This is a genomic window from Microcystis protocystis FBCC-A270 (assembly GCF_050500235.1).
In the GTDB taxonomy this organism is placed as follows: domain Bacteria; phylum Cyanobacteriota; class Cyanobacteriia; order Cyanobacteriales; family Microcystaceae; genus Microcystis; species Microcystis ichthyoblabe_A.
This window is the reverse complement of sequence record NZ_CP191407.1, coordinates 1622169-1648066: the sequence shown is the minus strand read 5'-3', so window position 1 is coordinate 1648066 and position 25898 is coordinate 1622169. Positions and strand designations below refer to the sequence as shown.

The following is a 25898-nucleotide window of genomic DNA, read 5'->3' as shown; positions in this document are numbered from 1 at the left end:
CTATGAGTTCATGGAAAATCTTTCAAGGCAATCATGAAAAACGCTCAAGGGATAAGATTACTTGGCCAGAAATCCCACCTTGGCGAAGCTTCGCCACCAACAAATCCGAGGAGCGGGGAAAACAACTCATAGTTAACGATAAAACCATCGAAACCGTAAACGCAGCCATTCACCTACGCCGGCCTATTTTAGTCACAGGGAAACCGGGTACAGGGAAAACCTCCCTAGCCTACGCAATCGCCTACGAATTAGACTTAGGAGAAGTATTAGTCTGGCCAATTAATACCCGCACCACCCTACAAGAGGGATTATACTACTACGACGCGATCGCACGTTTGCAAGATTACCAACTAGAAGAAAAAAAAGACATAGGGAAGTATATCCGCTTGGGTCCCTTGGGGACAGCCCTCTGTCCGAGAAATTATCCCCGGGTACTGCTTATCGATGAGATAGATAAAAGTGACATCGACTTACCCAACGACCTCTTAAACCTTTTTGAAGAGGGAAAATTTGAAATCACCGAACTTTCCCGACTCGCTAAAGATACCGAAAACGAACCAATACCAGTACAAACCCATGACGGTGAATGGGAATCCATCCCCCAAGGTAAGGTAAGCTGCCAACAGTTCCCCATAGTGATTATGACGAGCAACGGCGAGAGGGATTTTCCCCTACCCTTTAAACGTAGATGTCTGCTCTTAGAAATTCCCGACCCCACCCCAGAGGAACTAAAAAAGATAGTAAAAAGCCATTTTGATTATAAAGAAGCCAGTCCCGAAAGTAAAAAAATAGAAGCAGCGATCGCAGAATATGTTAAAAAACGAGAAAAAGGGGAACTAGCAACAGACCAGCTTTTAAACGCCGTCTTTATGAGCATGGGCGAAAATAAACCCACAGGTGCAGAATTAAAGTCCCTTACCAACCTACTATTTACCTATCTCACCGACACAGGCAATACATGACCCAAACCCTTCCCACACCAGAACTGATTGATAAATTTATCACCTTTGTCAAGGGCAGGGGATGGGACCTAGACAGTTACCAGATAGCTGATAGTTTATGGTGGTATGTTCTCACCCAAGAAGAGGAAGGAAAACCCCAAACCCGTCCAGAGCCTAGGGAAGAAAAGGAAGAAACCCCGACCGCTAAAAACCCCTCCCAGGAGAGTAAAAACAAAACCCAAGAGTCACCAGCCCCATCCGATGAAGTTCCCTTAATACGCGAGACAGAAGCACAAAAACAGCCTGAGAAGATAGGCGCAGATACCCTACCCATTAGCCTCCCCAGTGCCAAATTCTGGCGAGAAACCCTAAAATTAGGGCGGGCAGTGCGTCCCCTCATCCAAAAGATAGACTCAGCCACCCAAAGACAAATAAACCTAAACAGCACCGTACAGAAATCGGCCGAGTATAGCATCGGCAAGAAAGATGGCAGTTTAGCCCTAATACCCGTTTACCAAGCCAAAAAAGTCCGTTCCCTAGAGGTAGTTTTACTGATTGAAGAATGGGCCTCCATGGTCTTTTGGAAAGAAATGGCCGGGGAAATCCGCGATTGGCTAGAACAAATCGGGGCCTTTCGGGATGTCAAACTCTACCGCATCGGATGGGACGAAGACAGGCAAAATTTAGCCATCCGTACCTACTCTAACGATACTTGCTCAATTCACCCAAAAGATCTCATCCATCCTCGCGGCGAAAGACTTATCCTCTTCTACAGTGATTGTACTTCCCCAGACTGGTATCAAGGACGCTATAACCAAGCTCTTCAGGACTGGGGAAAACACCAAATCGTCACCCTGCTTTCTCCCTTCCCGGAAGCAATGTGGGAAAGAACCGCCCTTAGTCGAGGTTGGTTCGTCTCCCTAGTCAACCAAACCCCCCGAAAACCTTCACAAAACTGGAGATTTACCTCTATCCCCCTGCTGCTACAAATTGAGAAGGAAGGGGAAAATCAACATATTCTCAGAGAAACAATCCAAAAAACCTACTTTCCCCTACCCACCATCTCCCTAACCCCTTCATCCTTAAAAGCTTGGGCGCTCGTTGTCAGTGGTGACAGCAACGCCACCTGTGCGGGGGTACTACTAGAAAAATCTCCCCAAAACAGAGAAATACCCGCAACTATTTCTCCGGAGATGTCTGGGAAGCAAGCTCTAGAACTATTCGCTAGTACCGCCTCACCTCTAGCTTGGGAGTTACTGAAAAAATTAGCCGCAGCCCCGGTAAATCTTCCCATCATCCGTCTTATCCAAAGCAAACTTTTAAGCGCCTCTAACCCCCTAAACATAGCAGAAGTCATCCTTAGCGGTTTTCTTAAAGTCTATCTAGGAGGGGAACCAGTGAAGTGGGACAAAGGAGGTAAATTTAACTTTCATACTCCCCCCAACAGCCTAGATTTTGAATTTGATGATGAGGTGAGAGAGCTTCTGCTCACTGAACTAGGGAATAGCCGCGCCTTAGAAGTAATTTTTGTCCTCTCGGAATACATCGCCCAAAAACTTAACCTGAGTACCACCACCTTTTTTGGTCTTATTCTTACCAATCCCCAAGTTCTCCTCGGCAAAGAAGCAGCTAATCTAGTTCGCGCCTTTGCCAAGGTATCTGCTAAGGTTTTCCAAAAGCTAGGGGAAGCAAAGTACCAAGAAATTAGCCAAAAGCTGCAATCTATGGTTGACTCACCTCCACCCCCACCGGTTGAGGAAAAGTGGCTGAGGAAATATAAAACCGTAACCATAGCTAAGGTAAAAGAGCTTACGGGAGGAGAGGAAATATTGTTTCAACTGCTCAAGCATAGACTTAAGGATTTCAGCGTAGAAGATGGGGAACTGTATCAGCGTCTTCGTTTAACCCCTGAGCAGCTTAAAATTTTGGCAAGCGAAGAAATAACCGCCGAGACAATGCCAGTCCAGTTTAGGGAAGTCTTGGATAACACAGAAGAAGAAATCATCACCGAGAAATTTAACCTAACCCTGTTCAAGTCTGAAACCGTTTTTGTGGATGAGAGGGGACAAATTACCGCCAAAGAACCCGTGAGAGCCTTCTACTTTGAAGAAAATCCCCCCAGCTTAAAAATGCTCTATATTCCTTCGGGGGAGTTTTGGATGGGAACCGAAGCGGAGGAAATAGCGCGGCTAGTGGAAAAATACGATAGGGATTGGTTCAAACGAGAATCCCCCAGACATTTAGTAAAAATCGCTCCGTTTTACCTAAGTCAAACTCCGATTACCCAAGCTCAATGGTTATATATTGCCCAAAGGAAAGATTTAAAAGTAGAGCGAGATTTAAACCCAGAGCCATCGCGGTTTAAAGGCAGCACAAACCCCGTTGAAAATGTATCTTGGTTAGATGCCGTAGAATTTTGCCAAAGGCTCTCTAAAATGACCAAGAAACAGTATCGGCTACCCAGTGAGGCGGAATGGGAGTATGCTTGTCGTGCTGGAACCACCACCCCCTTCCACTTCGGAGCAACCCTCACCTCAAATTTAGCTAACTACGATGCTAGGAAACGCTTTGCTAAGGAACCAGCAGGAGAATATCGTGCGAGAACCACCCCCGTGGGGCAATTTCCCCCCAATGGTTTTGGTTTGTATGATATGCACGGCAATGTCTGGGAGTGGTGTCAGGATGACTTCTGGGAAAATTATCAAGGCGCACCTAGGAATGGTAGTACTTGGCTAGAAAAGAGCAAAAAACAGCAAAATCGGGCAAATAAAGTTCTGCGGGGCGGTTCTTGGTTCAACCTTCCCTATTACTGCCGTTCTGCTTACCGCGACCTCTACTACCGCCGCGACTACTGCTTCAACGACGGCGGTTTTCGGGTGGTGTGCGGTGCTGGGAGGACTTTGTAACCCTTTTTCTCTTTTTTCCCTTTTTACCCTTTTTCTCTTTTTCGATTTTTTTGAACAAATGTACTAGATGAGGTTGGCTGATCAGTAGCTGGTTATAATTAAATTGAAGACGGGTTTTGATCCCCCCTGCCCCCCTTGATCTGTCCTTTAGTCACATCTTTCTTAACATTTCAAACCTTTGTAGCACAAGGCTTTCAAGACTCGGTTAACAATTTGTAATATTCCTTGTTGACACCCTTACTGACAAAGAAAAAACTGAAATCAAGTCAGGATAAGGGTTGGAGTGCTTACTGCAAAAATTGTTAAGAAAGATCCCTATAAGGGATAGCCCCCTTGATAAGGGGGGTTTGATCCCCCCTTAATCCCCCCTTGATAAGGGGGGTTTGATCCCCCCTTAATCCCCCCTTGATAAGGGGGGTTTGATCCCCCCTGCCCCCCTTGATAAGGGGGGTTTGATCCCCCCTTGATCCCCCCTTGATAAGGGGGGTTTGATCCCCCCTGCCCCTGCCCCCCTTATTAAGGGGGGTGCCGATAGGCGGGGGGATCTGCCCTTTAATTAAGAAAAACCCTAGGATTCATCATGTACCAAATCACTCTTTCCTTACCCGATGAAACCGCTCTCGCTTTACATCTCACCCCAGAACAACTAGCACAGGAAATCTCTCTTCTTGCTGCCATTAAACTTTATGAATTGGGAAAACTTTCCTCTGGCACTGCTGCTAACTTAGCAGGTATTCCGCGAGTTGTTTTTCTCTCTAAACTTGCAGACTATGGAGTTGATACCTTCCGACTCAAGGAAGCAGAATTAATCGAGGATCTGGCTAATGCCTAATGTAATTGCCGATACATCACCGATTCAATACCTCTATCAGACTAACTTACTTGACTGATTCCCTGTCACTGATTTAGGAAAAGGAGAAAGAGAAGTATTAGCTTTAGCAATAGAAATTCCCGATTCTCTCGCCCTATTTTAATATTTTTCCCATCAAGAGTTTCTTCCATTTTCATAACTAAGTCGGTAGGTATTAAAAACTTTCAGATCCCCCCGCCTATCGGCACCCCCCTTATCAAGGGGGGCAGGGGGGATCAAACCCCCTTATCAAGGTAGGGTTGATTCATGAATCAACCCTACAATCAATTTTTCATTTAATTATAATTACTTACTTAGGGCTTGCTGAAAAAGTACGGGCGAAGCATTCGGATAGAAAATCTACGGTTTCACCGATAGGTTATGCCCGAATGCTTCGCCCCTACAGGACGCGGGCCGATACAGAACACTAAAACCCTTACCTCGTCTATATTTCATATTTATTCAGCAAACCCTACTTATGCCTACAATAATCATCCAAAAGACCCAAAAACGTCTTTTAATCTATAGAGAAAAACTCACCGATGAACTAGACATAGAATTAGTCAAAATACCATCGGGAACCTTTACAATGGGTTCTTCAGAACAAGAAAGTAGTAATAAAAGTGAAAAGCCGCAACACAACGTCACCCTGAAAAACTTCTTGATGGGTATCTACCCCATTACCCAAGCTCAATGGTTATATATTGCCCAAAGAGAAGATTTAAAAGTAGAGCAAGATTTAAAACCAGAGCCATCGGAGTTTAAAGGCAGCACAAACCCCGTTGAAAATGTATCTTGGTTAGATGCCGTAGAATTTTGCCAAAGGCTCTCTAAATTAAGTAAAAGAAAATATAGGCTCCCAACGGAAGCTGAGTGGGAGTACGCTTGTCGAGCGCAAACCAAACCCTTAAATCTCGACAAAGGAGAAACCTACCCCCCCTATCACTTTGGGGAAATTCTTACCCCAGATTTAGCCAACTATAATGAAAATCTCAAAAAAACCACCCCTGTTGGGCAATTCTACGCCAACGACTTTGGTTTATATGATATGCACGGAAATGTCTGGGAGTGGTGTCAAGATGATTGGCGCGAAAATTATGAGGAGATAAAAAAGAGCAAAAAACAGCAAAATCAAGCATATAAAGCTCTGCGGGGCGGTTCTTGGTACAGCTATCCGAATTACTGCCGTTCTGCTTTCCGCCTCAACGACCTCCGCCGCGACGACTACAGCAACGCCTACGGTTTTCGGGTGGTGTGCGGTGCTGGGAGGACCCTGTAACCCTTTTTCTCTTTTTTCCCTTTTTACCCTTTTTCGATTTTTTTGAGCAGATGTACTATATGTGTACTATAAAAGGATTGAGAGAATTATCATGAGTAGAAAAAGGGTTTCTCCGAGAAACCCTTTTTCTGTGGGGTATAAATTGCTTGTTGAGACGAGACAAGAGGCAATAGTAAAGGGATTGGGGGAAGTTCAACTAATCTAAGAATAAGCGGTTTAAATGCGTCTTAGCTTACATCAACAGCTGCTCATGGCTCTCCTATTCTTTGTGTGATCAGCTTAACTTACATAGGACTGATCGATCTTTGTGTCCTCTGTGTCTCTGTGGTTCCTTCCACTCGCTCGCCAGCAGGACTGTATCAGCTAAAGTGGTAGAAATTGGCCAACGATTCAATTCCCCAGTGGAGAAATTGCGATCGCATTAATGATCTTAACTTCCTTGGGATTCGGTTCGCGCATGGTAGTAACCGGAGATGTCACCCAAACCGATTTACCGCAACAACAGGAATCGGGGTTAATTGCCGCTCAAAAAATCCTAAAATCAGTAGAAGGGATCGCTTTTTGTTACCTATCCCGGGCCGATGTGGTGCGTCATCCCTTGGTACAAAAAATCGTCTCAGCCTACGAACAGCACGAAAAATAACAGATTATGGATATTAAAAATGGTTTCGTCGATGCGGTGGGTAATACTCCCCTAATTCGTCTCAATAGTTTTAGCGAGGAAACCGGCTGCGAGATTCTCGGTAAGGCCGAATTTCTTAACCCCGGTGGTTCGGTCAAGGATCGGGCCGCTTTATATATTATCCAAGAAGCGGAAAAAGCCGGTACTCTCCAACCGGGGGGAACCGTTGTCGAAGGAACCGCCGGCAATACTGGCATCGGTTTGGCCCATATCTGCAATGCTAAAGGTTATAAATGCCTGATTATCATTCCCGATACCCAATCCCAAGAGAAAATCGACCTATTGAGAACATTGGGTGCCCAAGTGCGTACTGTTCCCGCCGTTCCTTACCGAGATGCCAATAATTACGTTAAATTATCGGGGAGATTGGCCAGTGAGATGGAAAATGCTATCTGGGCCAATCAATTCGATAATCTGGCTAATCGTCGCGCTCACTACGAAACCACCGGCCGGGAAATCTGGGAACAAACCGACGGTAAAATTGACGCTTGGGTGGCTGCCACGGGAACCGGGGGAACCTACGCGGGGGTGGCGATGTTTTTAAAAGACCAAAATCCCCAGGTGCGTTGTGTGGTGGCGGATCCGATGGGTAGCGGTTTATATAGTTATGTGAAAACCGGGACAATTACCCTGGAAGGTAGTTCAATTACGGAAGGGATTGGTAATAGTCGTATTACCGCTAATATGGAAGGCGCACCCATAGATGATGCCATTCAAATTGATGATCCCACTGCCATCAAAGTTGTTTATCAACTATTACAAAAAGATGGTTTATTTATGGGGGGTTCTGTGGGTATTAATGTTGGTGCTGCGGTAGCTTTAGCTAAACAAATGGGACCAGGCCACACCATCGTTACTGTTCTTTGTGATGGTGGGTCCCGTTATCAATCTCGTTTATATAATCCTCAATGGTTAGCTGAGAAAGGATTGGCTTAAATTGTACTGATAACTGATAACTGATAACTGAATTAATGATCCTTCCTGAATTATTTGACCTTTGGCAAGAAACCCTAGAATGGCAACCCGATGGAGCCAGACAAGCGCGATTTCAACAACTTTATGAGTTGATTTTAGAGGGTAATCAACGTTTTAATCTCACCCGAATTACCCAACCAGAGGAGTTTTGGGAAAAACATCTTTGGGATTCTTTATCGGGTTTAGCTTGGTTAGAAAAATCCCAGCCGGATCTATTGACAAAATCCCTGTCAGTCATTGATTTGGGGACCGGGGCCGGATTTCCGGGGCTGCCAATTGCGATCGCATATTCCCATTGGTCGGTGACTCTCTTAGATTCCACCCAAAAAAAGATTAATTTTCTTGAAGAAGTTATTGACAAATTAGAGTTAAATAACACGAAAACTCGTTTAGGTCGGGCGGAAATCGTCGGGAAAAACCTTAAACATAACTGTGCTTATGATATCGTCTGTTTGCGAGCGGTAGGTAATGTGGATATCTGTGTTAACTATGCTTTGCCTTTCCTGAAAAAGACCGGAATCGCTATTCTCTATCGTGGTCAGTGGTCCGCGCAGGATAGTTTGAGTTTAGAGGAGAATCTAGGGAAAGCTGGCGGTAAAATCCTCGAAATTGCCAGTTTTACCACTCCCTTAAGCCAAAGCGTCCGTCATTGTCTATATATCTGCAAGGGATAACTCTAAGCGGTGAGAGGATGGAAAAAGAAAGCCAAGGCCAGGATAGCATAGGTAGCTAAGAGTAACATTCCTTCTAACCAATTCGATCGCCCATCACTACTAATCGAATTAGCTAACCACACCGCTACAGCCACTGCCACCAACTCAAAGGGATTAAAATTTAGATCCATGGGCTGACCGATAATATAACCCATGATAACCAAAACCGGAGCCACAAACAGGGCGATCTGCATACTGGAACCGACAGCCACAGATACCGATAGATCCATTTTATTCTTAAGGGCGACGGTGACAGCCGTAGCGTGTTCGGCCGCATTACCGATAATAGGCAAAAGAATTACCCCGGTAAACAGTGCCGTTAAACCTAGCTGTTCTGTAGCCTCCTCTAGGGATGCCACCAATAACTCCGATTCTACGGCCACGGCGATGGTAACGATCAATAAAATCAAAGACCAAAACCAGATTTTCGGCCTTGCGGTGCTTTCTCTGGCGCTTTCCTCCTCGATACCGGCAACCCCGACATCGTAGAGATAGGTGTGGGTTTTCATGGAAAATAAGAGACTTAAACCATAGACGAAAATTAACACCGCTGCCACGGCCACGGATAGACGTTGCAGGACTGCTTCCCCGACTCCCGTGGAGGTAAATTGCACGGCAGTGGGTAAAAGGAGCGCCACCACCGCTAAATTCATAGCTGAGGCATTTAAACGAGCGGTTATCGGTTGAAATTCCTGTTCTTTGAAGCGTAAACCGCCTAAAAACATCGATAATCCCATAACTAAGAGTAAATTACCGATAATTGAGCCAGTAATCGTCGCTTTTACCACATCGATAAAACCTTCCCGCAAAGCGACATAGGCGAGAATTAATTCTGTGGCATTGCCAAAGGTGGCATTCATCAAACCGCCAATATTTGGCCCAACCACCACCGCAATCGCTTCCGTGGCTTCCCCCATATAGGCCGCTAAGGGGATAATGGCTAGACAAGCGGTGATAAAAACTACCGTTCCGCCCCAGTGTAACAGGGAACCGGCGATCGATAGCGGCACAAAAATTAATAAGATGGCGAAAATGGTGTTTTTGCTTAACATAAAGTGGTTAATTTTGTCAAGATAATTTTATTTTGATCGGGTTGGGAACTGAGGGGGACTAGAATCGGATTCTAGCCAAAATTCCCCAGTAGAACCGGTTATTATCCATAATATTGCCCTAAAACCGTCTCTGAGAGACTTTTCTAGGGGTTCGGGGGGTGATTGGGAGGGAACAGTCACCGGTTTAATCACGATTCCGCGACTACCAAAAATAATTTCTCCCACTAATCGCGCCCTTCTCATGTGATTATCAGAAGTGACTAGATAGACGCTATCAATACCTTGGGCTTTCAGTTGATCGGCTAGGCTAGTAAAGTTAGTTACAGTATCTCGCGCATTGTAATCGAGATGGAGACGTTCTGGGGGAATTCCCGCTTTTTTAAAAATCTTTTGCACATATCGTCGCGGACTACCGGAAGATACCCAAATCGGTAGATCGGGATATTCCTTAGCTAATTTTGCCGCAAAACGTTCTCGATCGGCATGACCTCCCAAAACAAAAATCGCTTCCGGTTTTAGCCACTGCTGACGTAAATCGAGGTACAACCAGCCTAAACCCGCCAAAATTAGCGGAATAGCCAGCAATTTTAACCTAAATTTGCCTAACTTCCCTTGCGGAGAAACTCGCTTTTTTCTCTGAGAATTAGCCTTGAGAACCATATAACAGTGATCGGTGAGCGGTTGTCAACCTTCAGCTTTGTGGATTAAAGTGATCGAGGGTGAGGATCATCGAACTCACATTGACGTAGGAGATGGGGATTTTATTCCCTAACTGACCGATAATTTTCCCAGAACTCAGGTTGATTGATGCGGTCGCTTACATACCCCACCAACGGGCCACCGCTTCGGGAAGGGGTAGCAAAATACTTAATAACAAAGCCAGGGAAAATAAACCTAATAAATCTCGTTTATTATCCAATTCGGTGACATCATTTAAAGCAGGTTGATCGCTGACTGGCATTAATAAAAGAATAATCGCCCAGAGTAAAAAATCTGGCTGCACTAGGGCTAAAATAAACATGAATAATCGAGTTAATTGACCGATAATTATGGCGGTTTTCTGCCCATACATGGCGTGAACAATATGACCACCATCCAATTGACCAACGGGCATTAAATTTAGGGCTGTAACGATAATTCCCACATAACCAGCTACCGCTAAAGGATGTAAATGGATGGCTTTTCCTGCGATTAAATTACTGCCGAGAGCTAGTTTAGCTACGATAGACAAGAAAAAAGAAAACTGCGGATTTAAGGCCTGAAAATTTAATAAACTGCTTTGATTAGTTAGGGGAACTATTTCCGAGAGGGACAATCCCCAAAACATTAGAGGAATAGCGATAATTATACCCCCCAAAGGACCGGCCACCGCCACATCAAATAAAGCTTTGCGGGTGGGTACAGGGGATCGCATTTGAATAAAAGCCCCGAAGGTGCCGAGGAAGAAAGGAATGGGGATAAAATAGGGCAAAGTAGTTTTAATTTTATATTTAACTGCTGTAAAATAATGACTGAATTCGTGCAGTCCTAAAATAGCAATTAAGCCCAAACTGTAGGGTAACCCTTGCAATAATAAACTAGGATTATTTTCTAATTGTTGGGCGGTAATGCCACTTAATCCCGCACCGACCACTGTGGTGGTTAAGATAGTTAATAACAATAAACCCAGGGCAAGAAAGGGGCGAGTAACTTTTTCAGTTTCTATAGTTTCTGTTTTTTGCTGCCAGGGATTAGCCACAAGAGCGAAAAAAGGTTGTCCCTGAAAACTTTCTTGGAAAAGCAATAAAAAGCGATCACCAAAAACCTTTTCCACATTGTTTTTAATCACTTGATAAGCTTCTTCGGGAACTGCTCGCAATTTCCCCCGACAGAGAATTGCTTGGGGACGATAATCGATATTTTGCAGATAATAAACACCCCAAGGAAAACAATCTCGTAGGGATTTTTCCTCTTCAGCAGTGATCGGTTTTAAATCATTTTTAGGTGCAGGATTATCAATATTTTCTAGGACTAAATTCGCTTTTTCTAGCGGTGATGGGGAGCTTTCTTGGGGAGTAACCCGGCCTCTCTGTACTAACCACCAGTACAAAAAAGGGCAGATCACAAAGGGGCCGATCAGCAAAAATGCCGGCATGGGGGTATCCTGTCCATAGATTAACGTCCAGCCGGTCCAAATTAGAGCCGGAGTCATCAGGACTAACCAAATTAACCAAACTGGTGTTGTCGTGATTTTGGCCACGCTACGCTTGACCATAAAATAAGTGAAACCGCCAAGAATCCCTAATAACAACCACATTTCCATATCGGCTCTTTTCTCTTGAATAAAAAGCGGCTAATTTCAGCCGGCCTGGTCATCGATCGTGCTAAATTGTAAACCGCATTGATTGTGATTTGGATAGGCAAACCATGCGATCGGAAACCGAATCGTCTCCTTTAGAGGTTAGCAAAACCACAAAACCCCCTCGATTAATTCTAGAAGGTTTATACGCTTTCTCGCCTAATCGGGAAACCCTAGGGGGAACCTCTTATCTTATTGTAGAAAATACTGGCAATATTCTGGTGGATTGTCCTGGCTGTGACGAGAGCGAGCGGGATTTTCTCCGAGAAAAGGGAGTCCGTTACTTATTTTTTACCCATCGCGGGGGTCAGGGTAAACAGAGCGATTCTCTGCAAAGTTGGCTTGATTGTGAGATTATTCTACAGGAACAGGAAGCCTATCTGCTTCCTCACCGTCAAATTACCGTTTTTCAGCAGCAAATCCAGTTATCTCCCACTTGTAGCGGTTTTTGGACTCCTGGCCATTCTCCCGGCTCCTCCTGTCTCTACTGGCAGCGTCACGGGGGGGTTTTATTTACCGGTCGTCATCTTCTCCCCGACACCAAGGGTCAACCGCAACCCCTACAGACCGCGAAAACTTTCCACTGGCCGCGGCAATTGCGATCGCAAAAGATCATTTTAGACCGTTTTAGTCCAGAAACCCTCTCTTATCTTTGTCCGGGGGCTAATACCGGCTTTCTGCGCGGTCGGGGAATTATCGATCGCGCCTACGAAAAAATCAGCGCCAATCCTCTTAACTAGGGTCTGCTGAATAAATCTAAAAACCTTGTTGGATAACGCTTTTAGACTTTTTTTCCCTCAAAAAGTGCCGACCATTGGAGTGATTGGGGGGAAATTTTAGGGACTTTTTCCCTGAAAATTAGGTAATTGACCACCTGAAAATGGATAAAACCCTACACCCCACACCCCACACCCTACCCCCACGAAAAACTTTTTGCCGCAAACCTTAACTAAAGACTTTTTAGAAGCTGCATCGTTCAATTCCCAGAAATTATGAATTTAACCGTTAAAGATTTGGGTGAACAGGGATTGCTACCGATTCTGCAAAAATATTGTCCTGCGGAGATTATCGGTGATGATGGGGCGATTTTATCGATCAAAGAGGGTTACTCTCTCGTCGTCACCACTGATGTTTTAGTTAATAACGTCCACTTTAGCGATATTACCACCTCTCCGGAAGATGTGGGCTGGCGAGCGGCGGCGGCTAATTTATCCGATTTAGCGGCTATGGGGGCAGAACCCCTGGGAATTACGGTAGGATTGGCTTTAACTCCCGATCTAGCCATCGATTGGCTAGAAGGACTCTATCGGGGTCTTAGCTCTTGTCTGCAAGTATATCAGACGGCGATCGTTGGTGGCGATGTCTGTCGGGCCACGGAGATTAACATCAGCATCACTGCCCTGGGACAAGTGGCAAAAAATGAAGAAATTAGACGTTTTAACGCAAAAGTTGGCGATAGTATCGTTATTACTGGTTATCACGGTTTATCGCGGGCCGGATTAGAGTTACTCTTGCACCCTGAAACCGGGAGGAATTTAAATTCCTCCCAAAAAAAGCGATTAATCCAAGCTCATCAACGGCCGCGACCGAGACTCGATTGCATACCACATTTACAAAAAATTGTCAAGCAATTTCCCATCGCGGGCATGGATAGCAGTGACGGGTTAGCAGATGCCATCATGCAAATTTGTCGCTGTAGTGGGGTTGGTGCCGAAATCGAGCGGATTCCCCTGCATCCAACCCTGAAAGAATATGTAGGAGCCGAAAAAGCTCTAGAATGGGCTTTATACGGCGGTGAAGATTTTGAGTTAGTTTTGTGTTTACCCCCGGACAGTGCCAGAGAATTGCTGGAGAAAGTGGGGTCCGGGGGGGCGATAATCGGTCAAATCGTCCCCGGGAGAGAGATAAAATTAGCCGACGGTAGAAACCTCAGTTTAAGCTCTGGATTTCAACATTTTTAGCCTCTATAAATCGCCAAAACCTTTCTTTTTCTTGATTTTCTTCGGTTTTTTCTGGCTGCCACCTTGACCGCGGAACCCCGGTTGATTGCCACCCCCAAACATTCCGCCACCCATCCCGGGCATCCCCGGCATAGCGGGCATTTGTCCCCGTCCCATCTGTTGCATCATCGTTCGCATTCTGGTGAAATTAGCAATTAGTTTGCTAACTTCTGTTTCTGGATGTCCCGAACCCTTGGCAATGCGACGACGACGATTAGGAGACTTAGCCAATAAATCGGGGTTAGCGCGTTCCTCCGTGGTCATGGAATTAATCATCGCTTCCGTGCGTTTTAACTCTTTTTCGCCCTTTTCGATGTCTGTCCCGCTCAGTTTGCCCAGACCGGGGATTAACTTGAGGACTCCCCCCAGGGAACCCATATTTTTTAACAGCCGCATCTGTTTGAGGAAGTCATTAAAATCAAACTTAGCCTCTAAAATCTTGGCCTGCATTTTGGCCGCGTCTTCTAGGTCTAACTGTTCCTGAGCTTTTTCCACTAGCGTCAGGACATCACCCATATTGAGGATGCGACTGGCAAGGCGATCGGGATAAAATGGCTCTAAAGCTTCGACTTTTTCGCCAACCCCAACAAATTTAATCGGTTGTCCCGATATTTGCCGCACTGATAGGGCTGCCCCACCGCGAGTATCGCCATCAAGTTTGGTGAGAATTGCCCCCGTGATGCCGATTTGTTGGTGAAAAGTGTGGGTGAGATTGGCCGCTTCCTGACCAGTCATGGCATCCACCACTAATAAAGTGTCGTCGGGGTTGACAATTTTCTTGATTTGTGCTAGTTCGCCCATCATCTGGGTGTCTATCTGCAAACGACCGGCGGTGTCGATGATAACCGTATCTACGCCCAATTCTTTGGCTTTTTCCACACCTTGACGGGCGATATCGACGGGATTAGCCTGAGAACCCATCTCGAAGACGGGAACATTTATCTGTTTACCGAGGGTGATTAATTGGTCAATGGCCGCCGGACGGTAAACATCGGTAGCCACCATCAGGCAGCTTTTGGACTGTTTGCGGAGATATAGGGCTAATTTGGCGGTGGCGGTGGTTTTTCCCGTCCCTTGCAACCCGGCCATTAAAATTACGGTGGGGGGTTTATCGGCCTGAGCTAGGGGAACGTTACTTTCCCCCATAATTTTGACCAATTCATCATAGACAATTTTGATAAATTGCTGGCCGGGATTGACTCCGGAAATAACTTCAGCACCGAGGGCTTGTTTCTCGACCTCAGCAATAAATCCCTTGACTACCTGTAGGTTAACATCTGCTTCTAATAAAGCCCGCCGGACTTCTTTGAGGGTTTCTTGTATATTGGCCGAGGAGATTTTATCTTGACCTCGTAATTTTTTCCATGCGTCTTCTAAGCGGTCGGCCAGTGCGTCGAACATAGTTTCGGAATTAAATTTTTAACTAGATCGATTTTATCTCAAATGTCGGGGGAAGACCCCCGTTCTTATCCTGTCATTGGTCGGGGATCGGCGGCAAAGTTCGATCGAATGTTAAACTGAGTCTGTCTTAGCTTCGGAAGTATTCGATCGCTGCAGGAATCGATTCAAGAGAAAACCGAGGAGCAGGGCCTTAAATTCCAGGTCGTCAGTGAACTGTTTGTAGAAGCTGAAAGGTTCATCTGATTAGCTGGAAACCCTATCCGGCAAAGGATTAATTCAATTTAGCTCTGGAAAAAACACAAAAGACTTATCTGGAAGGTGTTTCAATCCTTTAAGCTCCTAATAAACCGCCGAGAAGCATACCAAACTCAGAAGAGCCATAATTATTCTCAATTATAAAAATTGAGATAGTTTGTGCCGCTTAAATAAAGAGGTTTTGATAACCAAATTAAAGCATATCTCAAGAGTTTTGAGTTAAAAGTAAAACTTCAGGTTTTTATTTATGACAAATGTACCTATTAACTAATTTTCCCAAAAAATTAGTTAGCCTATAATCATAACATATAATTAATTTGCAAGAGTTCTAATATCCGAATTAATTATCGAAGCTGGGGGCTCTTCTAAGTTCTGTGTGATAAGTTTAACTTACATAGGATCGATCTTTGTGTCCTCTGTGTCTGGAGTGGTTTCTTCCACTCCCGCGCCAGCAGGGCTGTATCTTAGAATACATTTTACCCACCAAATCCAAGAGAGCCATCTCTCTCCCCAATCCTTTTACTGTTGCCTTTTCCAAGAGTGCGAGAGTGCCTCATCTCAACAAGCAATTTAAATTCGCAGGCAGCTTATCATCTAACCCTGACATTAGCCAATTTTGTTAGATCAGAACTTTTTTAAGAATTATGATCGGCCTATAATAGTAACTGTAGTCACCCCTATCCTTTAGGGATAATTCTTGGTTTAGGGTTGATGTCCTTCAGCGCAAGCGAGATAGGTTATGAAAATTAGCGAACTAGAAAACTACTTGGCTCAGATTAAGTCAGAGATTGGTGACATCGATATCGTCTATCAATGTCGTAACCAGCACTATAGTTGGTTGGACAAAATTAGAAGCCATCAACTGAAAGTGTTAAAAAATACCGCAGACACTAAATTATTGATTTCTCTGCAATAGCCATTTTCTCTTGCTAGATGCCAGCAATGCCATAGAATCCGCCTAATCTGCTTAACAGTTTATCTTTTCTTCCCTGTCGATAGGTTCTTAAACCAGCCGCGTCGCCAAAAGAAAATGATTAAACTGAAAGCAACGGTTAGCATCAACACCCAGACGAACACATAGCCCCAATACCATTCTAATTCGGGCATATTATAGGGGGATTTATCAGTATCAAAGTTCATGCCATAAATACCGACAATGAAGGTGAGCGGGATAAAAATCGTCGAGATTACCGTTAAAGTTTTCATAATCTCGTTCATTTTATTACTCACGGAAGACAGGTAAAAATCCATTAAACCATTGGCAAATTCCCGGTAATTTTCGATAACATCGAGGATTTGTACTACATGGTCATAACAGTCTCTTAGATAGGGTTTAATGGTTGTATCGATGACAATATACTCATCGCGTAAAAGCGCATTGAGGGTGTCCCTTTGCGGCCAAATTGCTCGTCGCAGGGAGAGTAATTCCTGACGTAGTTGGTAGATTTTTGATAAAATTTGTTCCGTGGGACTAGCTAAAATTTCGTTTTCTAACTCCTCGATTCTTTCTCCGTAGGACTCTAAAACAGGAAAATAACCGTCAATAATTGCATCCCAAATCGCATAGGCTAAATAACCCGATTTTTGCTGCCGGATGGAACCTTTATTTAAACGGATTCTTTCCCTAACTCCTTCCAAAGAATCGTATTGTCCTTCTTCCTGCACGGTTAAAACATAATTCTTCCCGACTATTAAACTGATTTGTTCTAACAAAAAACTCTGATGATCGGTCAGGATGGCCATTGGCACTATAATTAAAAGATAATTATCGCATTCTTCCACTTTTGGTCTTTGGGGAATACTGACTATATCCTCAAGGGTTAAGGGATGCAAATGAAAAATTTCCCCCAACTCTTGCAGTTTATCTTCATTACCCAAACCGACGATATCAATCCAAGAGATGGAATCATTGGATAAATATTTAAGACAGTCTTGAGGTAAAAGATTATTAACTCTAGTGGCTTGTTGGGAGTTATAATTAACTAAAAATATCTCGGTAGCAACGGCATTTTCATCGATGGTGATTAACCCCGGCATCGTCCCGGGTTGATTATAGTGATAATCGTAAAGGTGGGGTTTTGTCTGGGAGGATTTTCGCCCTTTTTTATACCTAGTTAATCTTTTGTTATTGCTCATAGTTGAGATCGATCGCTGTTTGCCTTTTTCTTAGCATTGATCGCTCAAACATTCCTCAATTTTTAGCTAACTTTAAGATTGTCCCAGACTCTTAAAAAACGAAGATTAAACGTAAATGCCAATTATTAGCCGTTTCCCTCTCGATTTCGATGCGACGGATAAACTCACGAAAATAAAAACGGCGCTCTATTTCCGATAAATCTCGCCAAAATTGCGGAAAAGCAACGGCACGAGCGATAATAGTCAGGTTATCGGGGGGTAATTGGTCTAAACGTCCTTGAATCTGCGCGATCTCGTTTTTCAGTTTATAGGCCCGTAGATTAGCCGTTTCTTGATCTAAAATTCCCGCCGCTTCTAGGGAGGGCAATTGCGACAAAATATCGTTTTTTTGCCCTATTTCCTCGCTCATTCCCCGTTTGATCCCCTCTAAATCCGGTAAAGATATCTGAGCGATCGTCGGTGGTAGGTCTTGACAAATGCGCTCGATTGTGCTATCGAGAATTTTCTCATAAGCGATCGCCGAACATTTTTTTGTCCGGGGACATTGCAAAGGTCGCAAATAGAGGTATTCTAGACCCTTTCCTCGCGCCGTCACTTTGGTAATCGTCATCCCCGATTGACATTGACTACAGACGACTAAACCCGCTAAGGAACGCGGGGCGCTGGCACTGCGGGGGGGTAATTTGCGATTATTTCTCAGGATGCGATCGATCTGGGCTGCTTCTTCCCGGGAGATAATCGGGGTGTGGGTATCGGGGATAATATCTTGACCGAGATAGCACAAATCACCGCGATAAACGGGATTAGTCAGCCATTTATGGGCAGTAGCTACCGATATCTTTTTACCGTAGCGTTTTTCTAGATAGCGCACCGTGGAACGCAGGGAAGCGGAAATCAAAAAGCGATCAAAAAAGTCTTTGACTACTGGCGCGGTACTGCGATCGAGTATATAACGCTCCTTGCCACGACGATAACCGTAGGGTGCTTTTCCGGGGGGAGGTAAAGCTTGCAGACGATTGCGAGCGTGACCTGCTTTTAAACGATTACTTAGTTCGTTTTTTGATATTTCTTGCAGAATCTTGGCAAAATTCAGCTTATAATCTGGGTCTTCCAGGGCAATTATATCTATGTCGAGGGCTTCTAAGGATTGTAAAATTTTGCTAACTTCCGTGCCATTGTCTCCTAATTCTGCTAGGCGATGCAGGATCAGCAGTCGGGGGGGAGTCCCTTGACAATCGCAGAGTAGTTGCTGCCGCTGTGAGCGATCGCCAAAATCTTGATACACTTGTTCGGGAGAATAGTCCCAAATCGAGGCATCGGGAGGACTATCGATCAGGGGGTTAGTATAGGTGTAGGCGATAATTTTCATGTTTTGCCGAAATCCTCCTATAGATAAACTGTACTATATTTAAACCGCGTCCTGAAAAGTTTAGTACAAATGATCGAACTGCCTCGACCCAGCCTCCTTCTCACCGATCATAGACAGTCTTAACCAATAATTTAGATAGTCAACAGCTTATAAGTAGTGGGACTTAAAATCTTGAAACCTGTTGTTAGTAAGTAGTCGTGCCAAATTAATTTCCTAGTCGAGACAGGAGACTCCGAGACAGGAGACTCCGAGACGGGAGACAGCTATTAGGGATCGGATTTGAGTTTTCAGTTCTCTGTTTGCTCACATCAGCAGAAGTCTCACGGAGTAGTGGCTTAGATGTGTAATTAATTTTGCTTAGATACTTAGAAGGAAAATTCTTTCACCACTTCGCTGGTAAATAGCAGAGCGGTGGTTATCTTTTCACCCCCTTGCCTCGCGCGTCTTTAACTGGTACTTTTGGATCGGTGGCGATGATGTGAAGATCGATATTTTTCTGCCAGATCAGGCGCATAAGTTTTTGGGTGAAAGAACCTTTGATGAAATGCTTCCAGCGCGATTGACGGCTCTCCCCAATTACAATCTGGGTGATTCGTTCCCGCTCGGCTACCTCTGCGATCGCTGCCGCCACCTGATAGCTTTTAACCCGTAAGAATTTGCCCTCGAATTCCCCACATAAACGTTGGCAGGTTTCGATATGTAAAGCCTCCTCTCTGGTGAGAAAGCGATCGGGGTTATCGACGAAAATCACGAAAAATTCCGCGTTCATATACCCTGCTACCCGCGCTCCTCGACGTAATAATCGTAAAGAGTTGGGATAGGTGGAAACACAAACTAATACCCGTTCGTGAACGGGACAGGATTGACCGATAAATGTCGAATTACTCGCTTCTTCTTCTACTGTATCGGCCACTTCGCGCAGGGCGAGTTCCCGTAGGGCGATTAAATTACGCCGTTGAAAGAAATTATTTAAAGATGGTTGGATCTTTTCCGGAGCGTAGATTTTTCCTGCTAATAATCTTTCCTCTAGGGTTTCGGCGGTGACATCTACCACGATCACTTCATCAGCTTCCTCCAAAATTCGATCGGGTATTCTCTCCCGCACCACCACCCCGGTGATCCTAGCAACCAGATCGTTTAAACTCTCGATATGCTGGATATTCACGGTCGAGTAAACATCGATTCCCCGGGACAAAATTATCTCTACGTCCTGAAAGCGTTTCTCTCGCTCCGAACCGGGTACATTCGTGTGGGCCAATTCATCAATCAGACACAGCTGCGGCGAGCGGGCGATAATCGCTTCCGTATCCATTTCCGAGAGAGTGAATCCCTCTTTCTCTAGGATTTTTCTTGGTACGATTTCCAATCCCTCGGCTTTTTCGGCGGTCTCTTTTCTGCCGTGGGTTTCGAGAAGTCCAATCACCACGTCGGTTCCCTGCTTTCTGAGGCTATGTCCCTCCTCCAGCATTTTGTAGGTTTTCCCGACTCCAGGGGCCATCCCGATAAAAATTTTATGTCTTCCCCGTCGCACAATTGTCTCCTTTTTGGCAACTTACCTTACAGATTAAGATAATTCGATCGTAGCCGGGGGGATTGAGTATCATTAATCCTTTTAATAGTGACGTGGAGTATAAACCCATTGTTTTGTTTTACCTTGCCCAATAAGGCGAGTTTTACTCGATCCGACCAAAATTATAGTCCGCATATCCGCATCTTTAATAGTCATATCCTCTAGGAATTTCACCGTCACTGTTTCCCCTTTTCGCCCTAAATTACGCGCTAGTACCACGGGAGTTTGCGGCGATCGCCATTGTAATAAAATCTCTTTTGCCTTCTCCAATTGCCAAGTGCGCTCTTGAGACACAGGATTATAAAATGCGATCGCTAAATCTGCCCGGGCCGCTAACTCAATACGCTGAGAAATCACTTGCCAAGATTTGAGAATATCCGATAGGGAAATCGCACAAAAATCATGGCCTAAAGGTGCGCCAACCCTAGCAGCCGCCGCTTGCATGGCCGAAATCCCCGGACAGACCTGAATGGCCACCTGCTGCCATGCCGGTTTTGCTTTTTTTTCTAATACCTCAAACACGGCCGCGGCCATGGCATAAATGCCAGGATCTCCGGAGGAAACTAAGACAACCGATCGCCCCTTAGCCGCTAAATCTAGGGCAATTTCCGCGCGATCGAGTTCCACCCGATTATCCGATTCATGGCGGACAATTTCTGGTTTTCGCAGGGATTCTACCAAATCCAAATAGGTTTTATAACCCACCCAATCCGTGGCTTTTTCCAACACTTCTCGAACTTCCGGCGACATCCAATTTAGCGCACCCGGTCCAGTTCCGACTATGGCTAATTTACCTTGACTTTCTTGATCCAAATCCCCTAGTGGTAAACTGGATTTTTCCTTAATTTGCTGGCTTTCCTCCCAGAGATAAACTAAACAGTCAGTGCTAGGTTTTGCCAAGTTTAAGTTATTTTTATCGATAATCTCAATGCTCAATTTTGCTGCTGATGAAATTGGTAAATTACTATTTTTTAACCAGTCCGCTTCACCGATTAATTTTACTTTTTCACCCGCCAATAAATCGGACAAAAACTTCTTAGCATCATCGGGATTAACTAACTGATAACCCTGTGGTGGCGATAATAAGGTCGTTTTAAATCTAATATCACCAGTGGTGGTAATTGCGGGGGAAATTTGCCAAACCGAGGCAATTTGACGAGCGAGATCATTAACCCCTTGTAAACCCCCCAACAAAGGCACTACGGCGCTGCCATCTTCTGCGATTGCTAATACAGGCGGTTCTTGCCATTTATTAGTTAATAAAGGTGCTAAAGTGCGAATTAAAATACCCGCCGCACAAATGCCAATAATTGGCGTTCCCGTCTGGAAAAATTCTCGCACCGTTTCGCCAAAATTAGTATAGGTAAAATCAGCCGAATGGGTACGATCTATTAACCCATAAACCACTGCTTCCGGTAGGACCATTTGCACTTGACGAGCCACGGGGATACTGGTTTCTCCTAAAATCAGAATAGCTGGAGGTTTCATTTGGCTTCCCCCGACTGCGCTGCGGTTAACTTTTGGATAAATTCTTGATGTTCTACCGAGTTAATTCCAGCTTTTAAGATGTCTAACACCCGTGACATATTGCCGTTGAGCATGGCTGAAATATCTAACCACAAACCCGGAAATACTAGAGAGCAAATCACTCCTTCTTGGTTGGCTAACAAAGAAATATAATCGCCATTTTCTAAACTAAACCAATCAATTTTTTGATCAAATACCTGCCAAATAAGATATTCTTGAATGCCACTGCGCCGATAAGCACGTTTTTTATCCCCTAAATCTATGGCGGCACTACTAGCGGCAATTTCTACCACTAATTCCGGCGCTCCTTCTAGGTATCCCTCTACAGTTAGGGTTGATTTTCCCCCGCTTTCTTGACTAATTAATAACACCCCATCCGGCTGTAGTTCGTTGTCGATATCCAAGCGAACTGTTGGCTCAATACCCATTTGTACTTGGGGTGTAGCAGCTTGATAAACTCCCAACCAAGTGATTAAACGTCCGTGGGGTTCAGCATGAAATTTAAACCTTAATGGGGATGCCATATACACAACTCCTTCGATAAGTTCGGCTTTTTTTAATCCTGGCATAGCTTGATAACGGCGCTCGAATTCGGGACGAATTAAGCGGTCCCCATTTTCTAAAGGGGGTAAATGTTGAGTGGTTACAGTCTGAGAAGTTAAGGATTTAACTGGGGAAGAAGTCATGGTGGCAGTCTTTGGGAACAAAACAGCATTGGTTTTATTATAGATTGTTTCATTGGACTTCTTGAGGGATTTAACTTTTAACTGAAATTTCGCCGGAAGTCCTGAGCTTTTAGCGATGGTATGAATGGCGACCAACAGATAGACAATTACCCAAAACTATACCATTTATCTTAGTGATGAGGTACAAAATTTTCCTTTTAGTAAGTCGGTAGTCGATACCAAATTAGGTTACACTTCATCTAGTTATGAGAAACGCTGTCATAACTGATATAGCGCACCTAAATGAAAGGTAAACGTCCTCTTCTAGAGCCTACCCATTCACGAATAACCGATAACTGATAATGTTGGTTCCCCTTACCCGTCAATCGATCGAGCAAATTGTCCCGATTATCGCCACAGGTCCCCAGTACGCTCACTATTGGGGTAAATGGTCTGATTTTCTGCGCCGTTTATTTATTTCTATCATTGCTCTCACCGCAGCCTGGTTAATCGGTAATTTATTCGGTCCCGGTGGTTTAACAATTAAACTGATTTTCGACATTATCGCCGGTTTATATTGGCTCTGGGGTCCGGTTTACTGGGCCAGTGTTCGCAATAATACCTATCGTCGTCTTCCCTACGGGGGATTTTGGCGCGGTCGCGTTTTCGATGCTTTTGTAACCGAGGAATTAATCGGGGAAGAAGAAAGGGTCAATAAACGCGGGGAATTAGAGATTATCGAAAATCGCCAACGCTGTATTAATCTAGAAATCGGTGATCAAACTGGTTTTTCGGCGATCGTTCGCGCTCCCCTCAAACGCATCCATAAATCGATCCGTCCCGGGATGGTGGCCGAAGCTTTGTTAATGTCTCGAGACCCCGATTTAGGGGATATCAATCAGCTTTCTGATGTCCATCTTCCCCAACTCGACCAGTGGATAGGGGAATATCCTGTGCTGCGACGGGATATTTTCCAGCAAGTTAGTCGCGAATTGGGAGGGGGAAAAGAACCCCGGCCAAAACCTTCTCGTTATTCTAATAATGTCATCCGAAGACGCAAAACCCGTTAATGGTTCGGCGATCTTTGAAAAGATACCAGTTTCCCGGTCATCAATTAATCATAATTTACAGATTTTGGGTAATTTAATCCTTGTTTTTGCTGTTTTTGAACCATCAAAAATTAATTATGCAAGAGGTTTAATATAATGTTAATTGAGCTTAGAAGGAGATAAATCGATGACGGCATCCTATGAGCAAGACTTTGGACTTTGGGCCGAACAAATGGCCGATTTATTAGCTTCCGGTCGGTTTTCCGAGTTGGATATTGAGAATTTAGTCGAAGAGGTGCGGGATTTGTCGAAACGGGAGCGCGATCGCTTACTCGCTAGTCTCAGATTAATTTTGCATCATTTATTAAAGTGGGACTATCAACCTCAACGGCGATCCCGGGGTTGGCTGGGAACTATTCAAGGAGAAAGAGCTAATATTAGGCTTTATTTGGACGATAGCCCCAGTTTAAAGCGATATTTAACCGATGAAAGCCTATTTAAACTCTATGCTGTTGCTTGTGCCGATGCCTTTAGAGAGACGGGATTAGAGTTTCCCCCCATTTGTCCCTACGGTATTGAGGATATTTTAAATCGTTCTCTTCATTTGTCGGAATGATAGACGAAAAACGATTAAAGTTGGTAAGCTTAGATAGTATCCACAGAATCTTAAGTTTATCGCCATGGTTGACTGGTTAATTGTCTGGGGGGTTACTCAAGCCGCAGGTTCGCTTGTTCTTTCAGTAATGCAAGAGTTGGCAAAAGAGGGTGCAAAAGATTACGGAAAGGAATTTTTTAAAAACAGTCTAGGTAAAGTGTTACGCTTACCTGAAAAAGATGTTCAAAAAGAAGCTTATGGCAAAGCAATGAAGGAGTTTTTAGAACTCTTTCAGCAACAGTTAGAAATGGCCGATCTGGAGGATGATCAAATTAAAAACTTTGAAAAACCTCTCAAGACTTTCATTAAAGATGACCAAGTTAAACCTATTTTAGGGGATGCTTTTGATATTGATTGTCAAGTTCTTGATACTTTGACGTTAGCTCAATCTTGGCAAAGACTTAATTTATCGCCGTTACCTGCTGAATTTAACTGGGAAAAACTCGGTAAATTTTATTTGAGAAAAACTCAGGAAATTATTGAAAATTCTGAAAAGCTAAGAGCCGTTTTTTTAGTTAAGTTACAGAATAAAGATAGCCAAAATATTCAAGAAATAGCAGGAGTTAAAACAGATTACAATTTAGATAACTATGCGGAAGGCTTAAAAAAGGAATATGGTCATCTTAAATTAGAATGTTTAGACACAACGACTTATGAGCAAATCAAACTCTGGCGAATGTTTGTGCCGCAAAATGTGAGACGATGCAAACAATTTATTCCTCAACTTTATGAATTACCTAAAGAAGTGCTGCAGGAACTTGTAGATAGGGGAGAAATTACTCAAGCGGAGTTAGAACAAATACAAGCAGAACTAGAACGAAAACGGCGAGAATATCTGAATGAAAAATTAGATCCTGTTTTGGATATTGTCAATTCTTCTGAATACCCAAGAACTGTAATTTTGGGTGATCCAGGAGCAGGAAAATCAAGTTTATTACAGTATTTAGCTTTAAATTGGGCTGAAAAAGAACTCAGTCAGCGTGTTTTGCTTCCCCTTCCTCTTTTGATAGAATTGCGTATTTATGCCAGAGATAAGGATGAAAAAAAGTGTAAGAATATTCTAGAATTTTTCCATCAAGGTAATCTGATTTGTCATCTCAATCAACTTGCTTTAGATGATAAGCTTAAAAAAGGTCAAGTTGTTGTGCTTTTTGATGGTTTAGATGAAGTTTTTAATCCTCAACTAAGAGAAGAAATTGTCACGGATATCAAACGTTTTAGTATTCAATATCCTCAAGTGCAGATTATAGTAACTTCTCGCTGGTTAGGATATAAAGCAGAAGAATTAAATAATGCTGGTTTTGAACATTTTATGATCCAAGATTTAGATAAAGATCAGATTGAAGATTTTATTCAACGTTGGCATGATTTAGCTTTTGAAAATCGAGATGATAAAACCCAAAAACAAGAACGTTTACAAAAGGCAATTAAGGAGTCAAAAGCGATTCGAGAATTAGCAGGAAATCCTTTATTATTAACGATGATGGCTATTCTAAATCGAACTCAAGAATTACCAAGAGATCGCTCAAAACTTT

General features: G+C 44.0%; 21 protein-coding genes and 2 pseudogenes. 14 read left to right on the top strand and 9 right to left on the bottom strand.

Annotation, left to right across the window (positions count from 1 at the left end; translation table 11 throughout):
• Positions 1–2 precede the first annotated feature (2 nt).
• The 7 genes and pseudogenes from ACQY1X_RS08085 (at position 3) to rsmG (ending at position 8307) form a co-directional block, all read left to right on the top strand.
• A complete protein-coding gene (locus ACQY1X_RS08085; protein ID WP_430015562.1) occupies positions 3–962 on the top strand; it encodes an AAA family ATPase in 960 nt (319 codons plus the stop codon).
• Positions 959–3847, top strand: coding sequence for an SAV_2336 N-terminal domain-related protein (locus ACQY1X_RS08080; RefSeq protein WP_430015561.1), 2889 nt, complete (start codon positions 959–961; stop codon positions 3845–3847). The genes ACQY1X_RS08085 and ACQY1X_RS08080 overlap by 4 nt, the downstream gene beginning before the upstream one ends.
• A gap of 580 nt (positions 3848–4427) precedes the next feature.
• Positions 4428–4679, top strand: coding sequence for a UPF0175 family protein (locus ACQY1X_RS08075; protein ID WP_002739985.1), 252 nt, complete (start codon positions 4428–4430; stop codon positions 4677–4679).
• 496 nt (positions 4680–5175) lie between these two features.
• Positions 5176–5976 carry a formylglycine-generating enzyme family protein gene (locus tag ACQY1X_RS08070; protein ID WP_430015560.1) on the top strand — a complete coding sequence of 267 codons (801 nt, stop codon included), beginning with the start codon at positions 5176–5178 and terminating at the stop codon, positions 5974–5976.
• A gap of 424 nt (positions 5977–6400) precedes the next feature.
• Positions 6401–6619, top strand: a pseudogene (locus tag ACQY1X_RS08065) (PhoH family protein); the annotation flags it as partial.
• A gap of 6 nt (positions 6620–6625) precedes the next feature.
• Positions 6626–7594: a cysteine synthase A gene (locus ACQY1X_RS08060; protein ID WP_430015559.1), complete on the top strand. Its 969-nt coding sequence runs from the start codon at positions 6626–6628 to the stop codon at positions 7592–7594.
• A 35-nt stretch (positions 7595–7629) separates the two neighbouring features.
• On the top strand, positions 7630–8307 hold the full coding sequence (rsmG, locus tag ACQY1X_RS08055; protein WP_002740031.1) for a 16S rRNA (guanine(527)-N(7))-methyltransferase RsmG: 678 nt from the start codon (positions 7630–7632) through the stop codon (positions 8305–8307).
• Positions 8308–8309: 2 nt separating this feature from the next.
• Here the strand turns inward: rsmG and cax are convergent, their stop codons facing one another.
• The 3 genes from cax to ACQY1X_RS08040 form a co-directional block, all read right to left on the bottom strand.
• Positions 8310–9398 (bottom strand): calcium/proton exchanger, encoded by a 1089-nt coding sequence (cax, locus tag ACQY1X_RS08050; protein ID WP_430014329.1) that lies wholly within the window; start codon positions 9396–9398, stop codon positions 8310–8312.
• A 27-nt stretch (positions 9399–9425) separates the two neighbouring features.
• A complete protein-coding gene (locus ACQY1X_RS08045; RefSeq protein WP_002740156.1) occupies positions 9426–10058 on the bottom strand; it encodes a YdcF family protein in 633 nt (210 codons plus the stop codon).
• Positions 10059–10215: 157 nt separating this feature from the next.
• Positions 10216–11700 (bottom strand): site-2 protease family protein, encoded by a 1485-nt coding sequence (locus ACQY1X_RS08040; protein WP_430014328.1) that lies wholly within the window; start codon positions 11698–11700, stop codon positions 10216–10218.
• Positions 11701–11804: 104 nt separating this feature from the next.
• Between ACQY1X_RS08040 and ACQY1X_RS08035 the strand changes: the two genes are divergently transcribed.
• Both ACQY1X_RS08035 and thiL read left to right on the top strand, forming a co-directional pair.
• Entirely contained in the window at positions 11805–12476 is a 672-nt protein-coding gene (locus tag ACQY1X_RS08035) for an MBL fold metallo-hydrolase (RefSeq protein WP_287234449.1), read from the top strand.
• Between the two features lie 252 nt (positions 12477–12728).
• Positions 12729–13697 (top strand): thiamine-phosphate kinase, encoded by a 969-nt coding sequence (gene thiL, locus ACQY1X_RS08030; RefSeq protein WP_430014327.1) that lies wholly within the window; start codon positions 12729–12731, stop codon positions 13695–13697.
• A gap of 3 nt (positions 13698–13700) precedes the next feature.
• Here the strand turns inward: thiL and ffh are convergent, their stop codons facing one another.
• Positions 13701–15137 carry a signal recognition particle protein gene (gene ffh, locus ACQY1X_RS08025; protein WP_271936380.1) on the bottom strand — a complete coding sequence of 479 codons (1437 nt, stop codon included), beginning with the start codon at positions 15135–15137 and terminating at the stop codon, positions 13701–13703.
• 994 nt (positions 15138–16131) lie between these two features.
• Here ffh and ACQY1X_RS08020 point away from each other — a divergent pair.
• Positions 16132–16308 (top strand): hypothetical protein, encoded by a 177-nt coding sequence (locus ACQY1X_RS08020; protein ID WP_002739752.1) that lies wholly within the window; start codon positions 16132–16134, stop codon positions 16306–16308.
• A 59-nt stretch (positions 16309–16367) separates the two neighbouring features.
• On the opposite strand, the gene corA is transcribed toward ACQY1X_RS08020, so the two are convergent.
• From corA to ACQY1X_RS07995, 5 genes are all read right to left on the bottom strand, one after another.
• Positions 16368–17528: a magnesium/cobalt transporter CorA gene (gene corA / locus ACQY1X_RS08015; RefSeq protein WP_002755845.1), complete on the bottom strand. Its 1161-nt coding sequence runs from the start codon at positions 17526–17528 to the stop codon at positions 16368–16370.
• Between the two features lie 91 nt (positions 17529–17619).
• Positions 17620–18897 (bottom strand): recombinase family protein, encoded by a 1278-nt coding sequence (locus tag ACQY1X_RS08010; RefSeq protein ID WP_004162342.1) that lies wholly within the window; start codon positions 18895–18897, stop codon positions 17620–17622.
• Positions 18898–19312: 415 nt separating this feature from the next.
• Positions 19313–20428: a universal stress protein gene (locus tag ACQY1X_RS08005; RefSeq protein WP_430014326.1), complete on the bottom strand. Its 1116-nt coding sequence runs from the start codon at positions 20426–20428 to the stop codon at positions 19313–19315.
• Between the two features lie 81 nt (positions 20429–20509).
• Complete coding sequence (cobJ, locus tag ACQY1X_RS08000) at positions 20510–21955, bottom strand: precorrin-3B C(17)-methyltransferase (RefSeq protein ID WP_430015558.1); 1446 nt, start codon at positions 21953–21955, stop codon at positions 20510–20512.
• Complete coding sequence (locus ACQY1X_RS07995; protein ID WP_430015557.1) at positions 21952–22680, bottom strand: Uma2 family endonuclease; 729 nt, start codon at positions 22678–22680, stop codon at positions 21952–21954. Before ACQY1X_RS07995 ends, cobJ begins: the two co-directional genes overlap by 4 nt.
• 341 nt (positions 22681–23021) lie before the next feature.
• Between ACQY1X_RS07995 and ACQY1X_RS07990 the strand changes: the two genes are divergently transcribed.
• The 4 genes and pseudogenes from ACQY1X_RS07990 to ACQY1X_RS07975 form a co-directional block, all read left to right on the top strand.
• On the top strand, positions 23022–23729 hold the full coding sequence (locus ACQY1X_RS07990; protein ID WP_002740014.1) for a hypothetical protein: 708 nt from the start codon (positions 23022–23024) through the stop codon (positions 23727–23729).
• Complete coding sequence (locus ACQY1X_RS07985) at positions 23701–23865, top strand: hypothetical protein (protein ID WP_430015756.1); 165 nt, start codon at positions 23701–23703, stop codon at positions 23863–23865. Before ACQY1X_RS07990 ends, ACQY1X_RS07985 begins: the two co-directional genes overlap by 29 nt.
• Before the next feature lie 30 nt (positions 23866–23895).
• Positions 23896–24324 (top strand): DUF29 domain-containing protein, encoded by a 429-nt coding sequence (locus ACQY1X_RS07980; RefSeq protein ID WP_430015556.1) that lies wholly within the window; start codon positions 23896–23898, stop codon positions 24322–24324.
• 64 nt (positions 24325–24388) lie between these two features.
• Positions 24389–25672, top strand: a pseudogene (locus ACQY1X_RS07975) (NACHT domain-containing protein); the annotation flags it as partial.
• Positions 25673–25898 lie beyond the last annotated feature (226 nt).

What these genes read in the sequence shown, in the direction of transcription:
- ACQY1X_RS08085 (WP_430015562.1), top strand. Translation starts at nt 3, where the DNA reads ATGAGTTCATGGAAAATCTTTCAAGGCAATCATGAAAAACGCTCAAGG.
- ACQY1X_RS08080 (WP_430015561.1), top strand. Translation starts at nt 959, where the DNA reads ATGACCCAAACCCTTCCCACACCAGAACTGATTGATAAATTTATCACC.
- ACQY1X_RS08075 (WP_002739985.1), top strand. Translation starts at nt 4,428, where the DNA reads ATGTACCAAATCACTCTTTCCTTACCCGATGAAACCGCTCTCGCTTTA.
- ACQY1X_RS08070 (WP_430015560.1), top strand. Translation starts at nt 5,176, where the DNA reads ATGCCTACAATAATCATCCAAAAGACCCAAAAACGTCTTTTAATCTAT.
- ACQY1X_RS08060 (WP_430015559.1), top strand. Translation starts at nt 6,626, where the DNA reads ATGGATATTAAAAATGGTTTCGTCGATGCGGTGGGTAATACTCCCCTA.
- rsmG (WP_002740031.1), top strand. Translation starts at nt 7,630, where the DNA reads ATGATCCTTCCTGAATTATTTGACCTTTGGCAAGAAACCCTAGAATGG.
- cax (WP_430014329.1), bottom strand. Translation starts at nt 9,398, where the DNA reads ATGTTAAGCAAAAACACCATTTTCGCCATCTTATTAATTTTTGTGCCG.
- ACQY1X_RS08045 (WP_002740156.1), bottom strand. Translation starts at nt 10,058, where the DNA reads ATGGTTCTCAAGGCTAATTCTCAGAGAAAAAAGCGAGTTTCTCCGCAA.
- ACQY1X_RS08040 (WP_430014328.1), bottom strand. Translation starts at nt 11,700, where the DNA reads ATGGAAATGTGGTTGTTATTAGGGATTCTTGGCGGTTTCACTTATTTT.
- ACQY1X_RS08035 (WP_287234449.1), top strand. Translation starts at nt 11,805, where the DNA reads ATGCGATCGGAAACCGAATCGTCTCCTTTAGAGGTTAGCAAAACCACA.
- thiL (WP_430014327.1), top strand. Translation starts at nt 12,729, where the DNA reads ATGAATTTAACCGTTAAAGATTTGGGTGAACAGGGATTGCTACCGATT.
- ffh (WP_271936380.1), bottom strand. Translation starts at nt 15,137, where the DNA reads ATGTTCGACGCACTGGCCGACCGCTTAGAAGACGCATGGAAAAAATTA.
- ACQY1X_RS08020 (WP_002739752.1), top strand. Translation starts at nt 16,132, where the DNA reads ATGAAAATTAGCGAACTAGAAAACTACTTGGCTCAGATTAAGTCAGAG.
- corA (WP_002755845.1), bottom strand. Translation starts at nt 17,528, where the DNA reads ATGAGCAATAACAAAAGATTAACTAGGTATAAAAAAGGGCGAAAATCC.
- ACQY1X_RS08010 (WP_004162342.1), bottom strand. Translation starts at nt 18,897, where the DNA reads ATGAAAATTATCGCCTACACCTATACTAACCCCCTGATCGATAGTCCT.
- cobJ (WP_430015558.1), bottom strand. Translation starts at nt 21,955, where the DNA reads ATGAAACCTCCAGCTATTCTGATTTTAGGAGAAACCAGTATCCCCGTG.
- ACQY1X_RS07995 (WP_430015557.1), bottom strand. Translation starts at nt 22,680, where the DNA reads ATGACTTCTTCCCCAGTTAAATCCTTAACTTCTCAGACTGTAACCACT.
- ACQY1X_RS07990 (WP_002740014.1), top strand. Translation starts at nt 23,022, where the DNA reads ATGTTGGTTCCCCTTACCCGTCAATCGATCGAGCAAATTGTCCCGATT.
- ACQY1X_RS07985 (WP_430015756.1), top strand. Translation starts at nt 23,701, where the DNA reads ATGTCATCCGAAGACGCAAAACCCGTTAATGGTTCGGCGATCTTTGAA.
- ACQY1X_RS07980 (WP_430015556.1), top strand. Translation starts at nt 23,896, where the DNA reads ATGACGGCATCCTATGAGCAAGACTTTGGACTTTGGGCCGAACAAATG.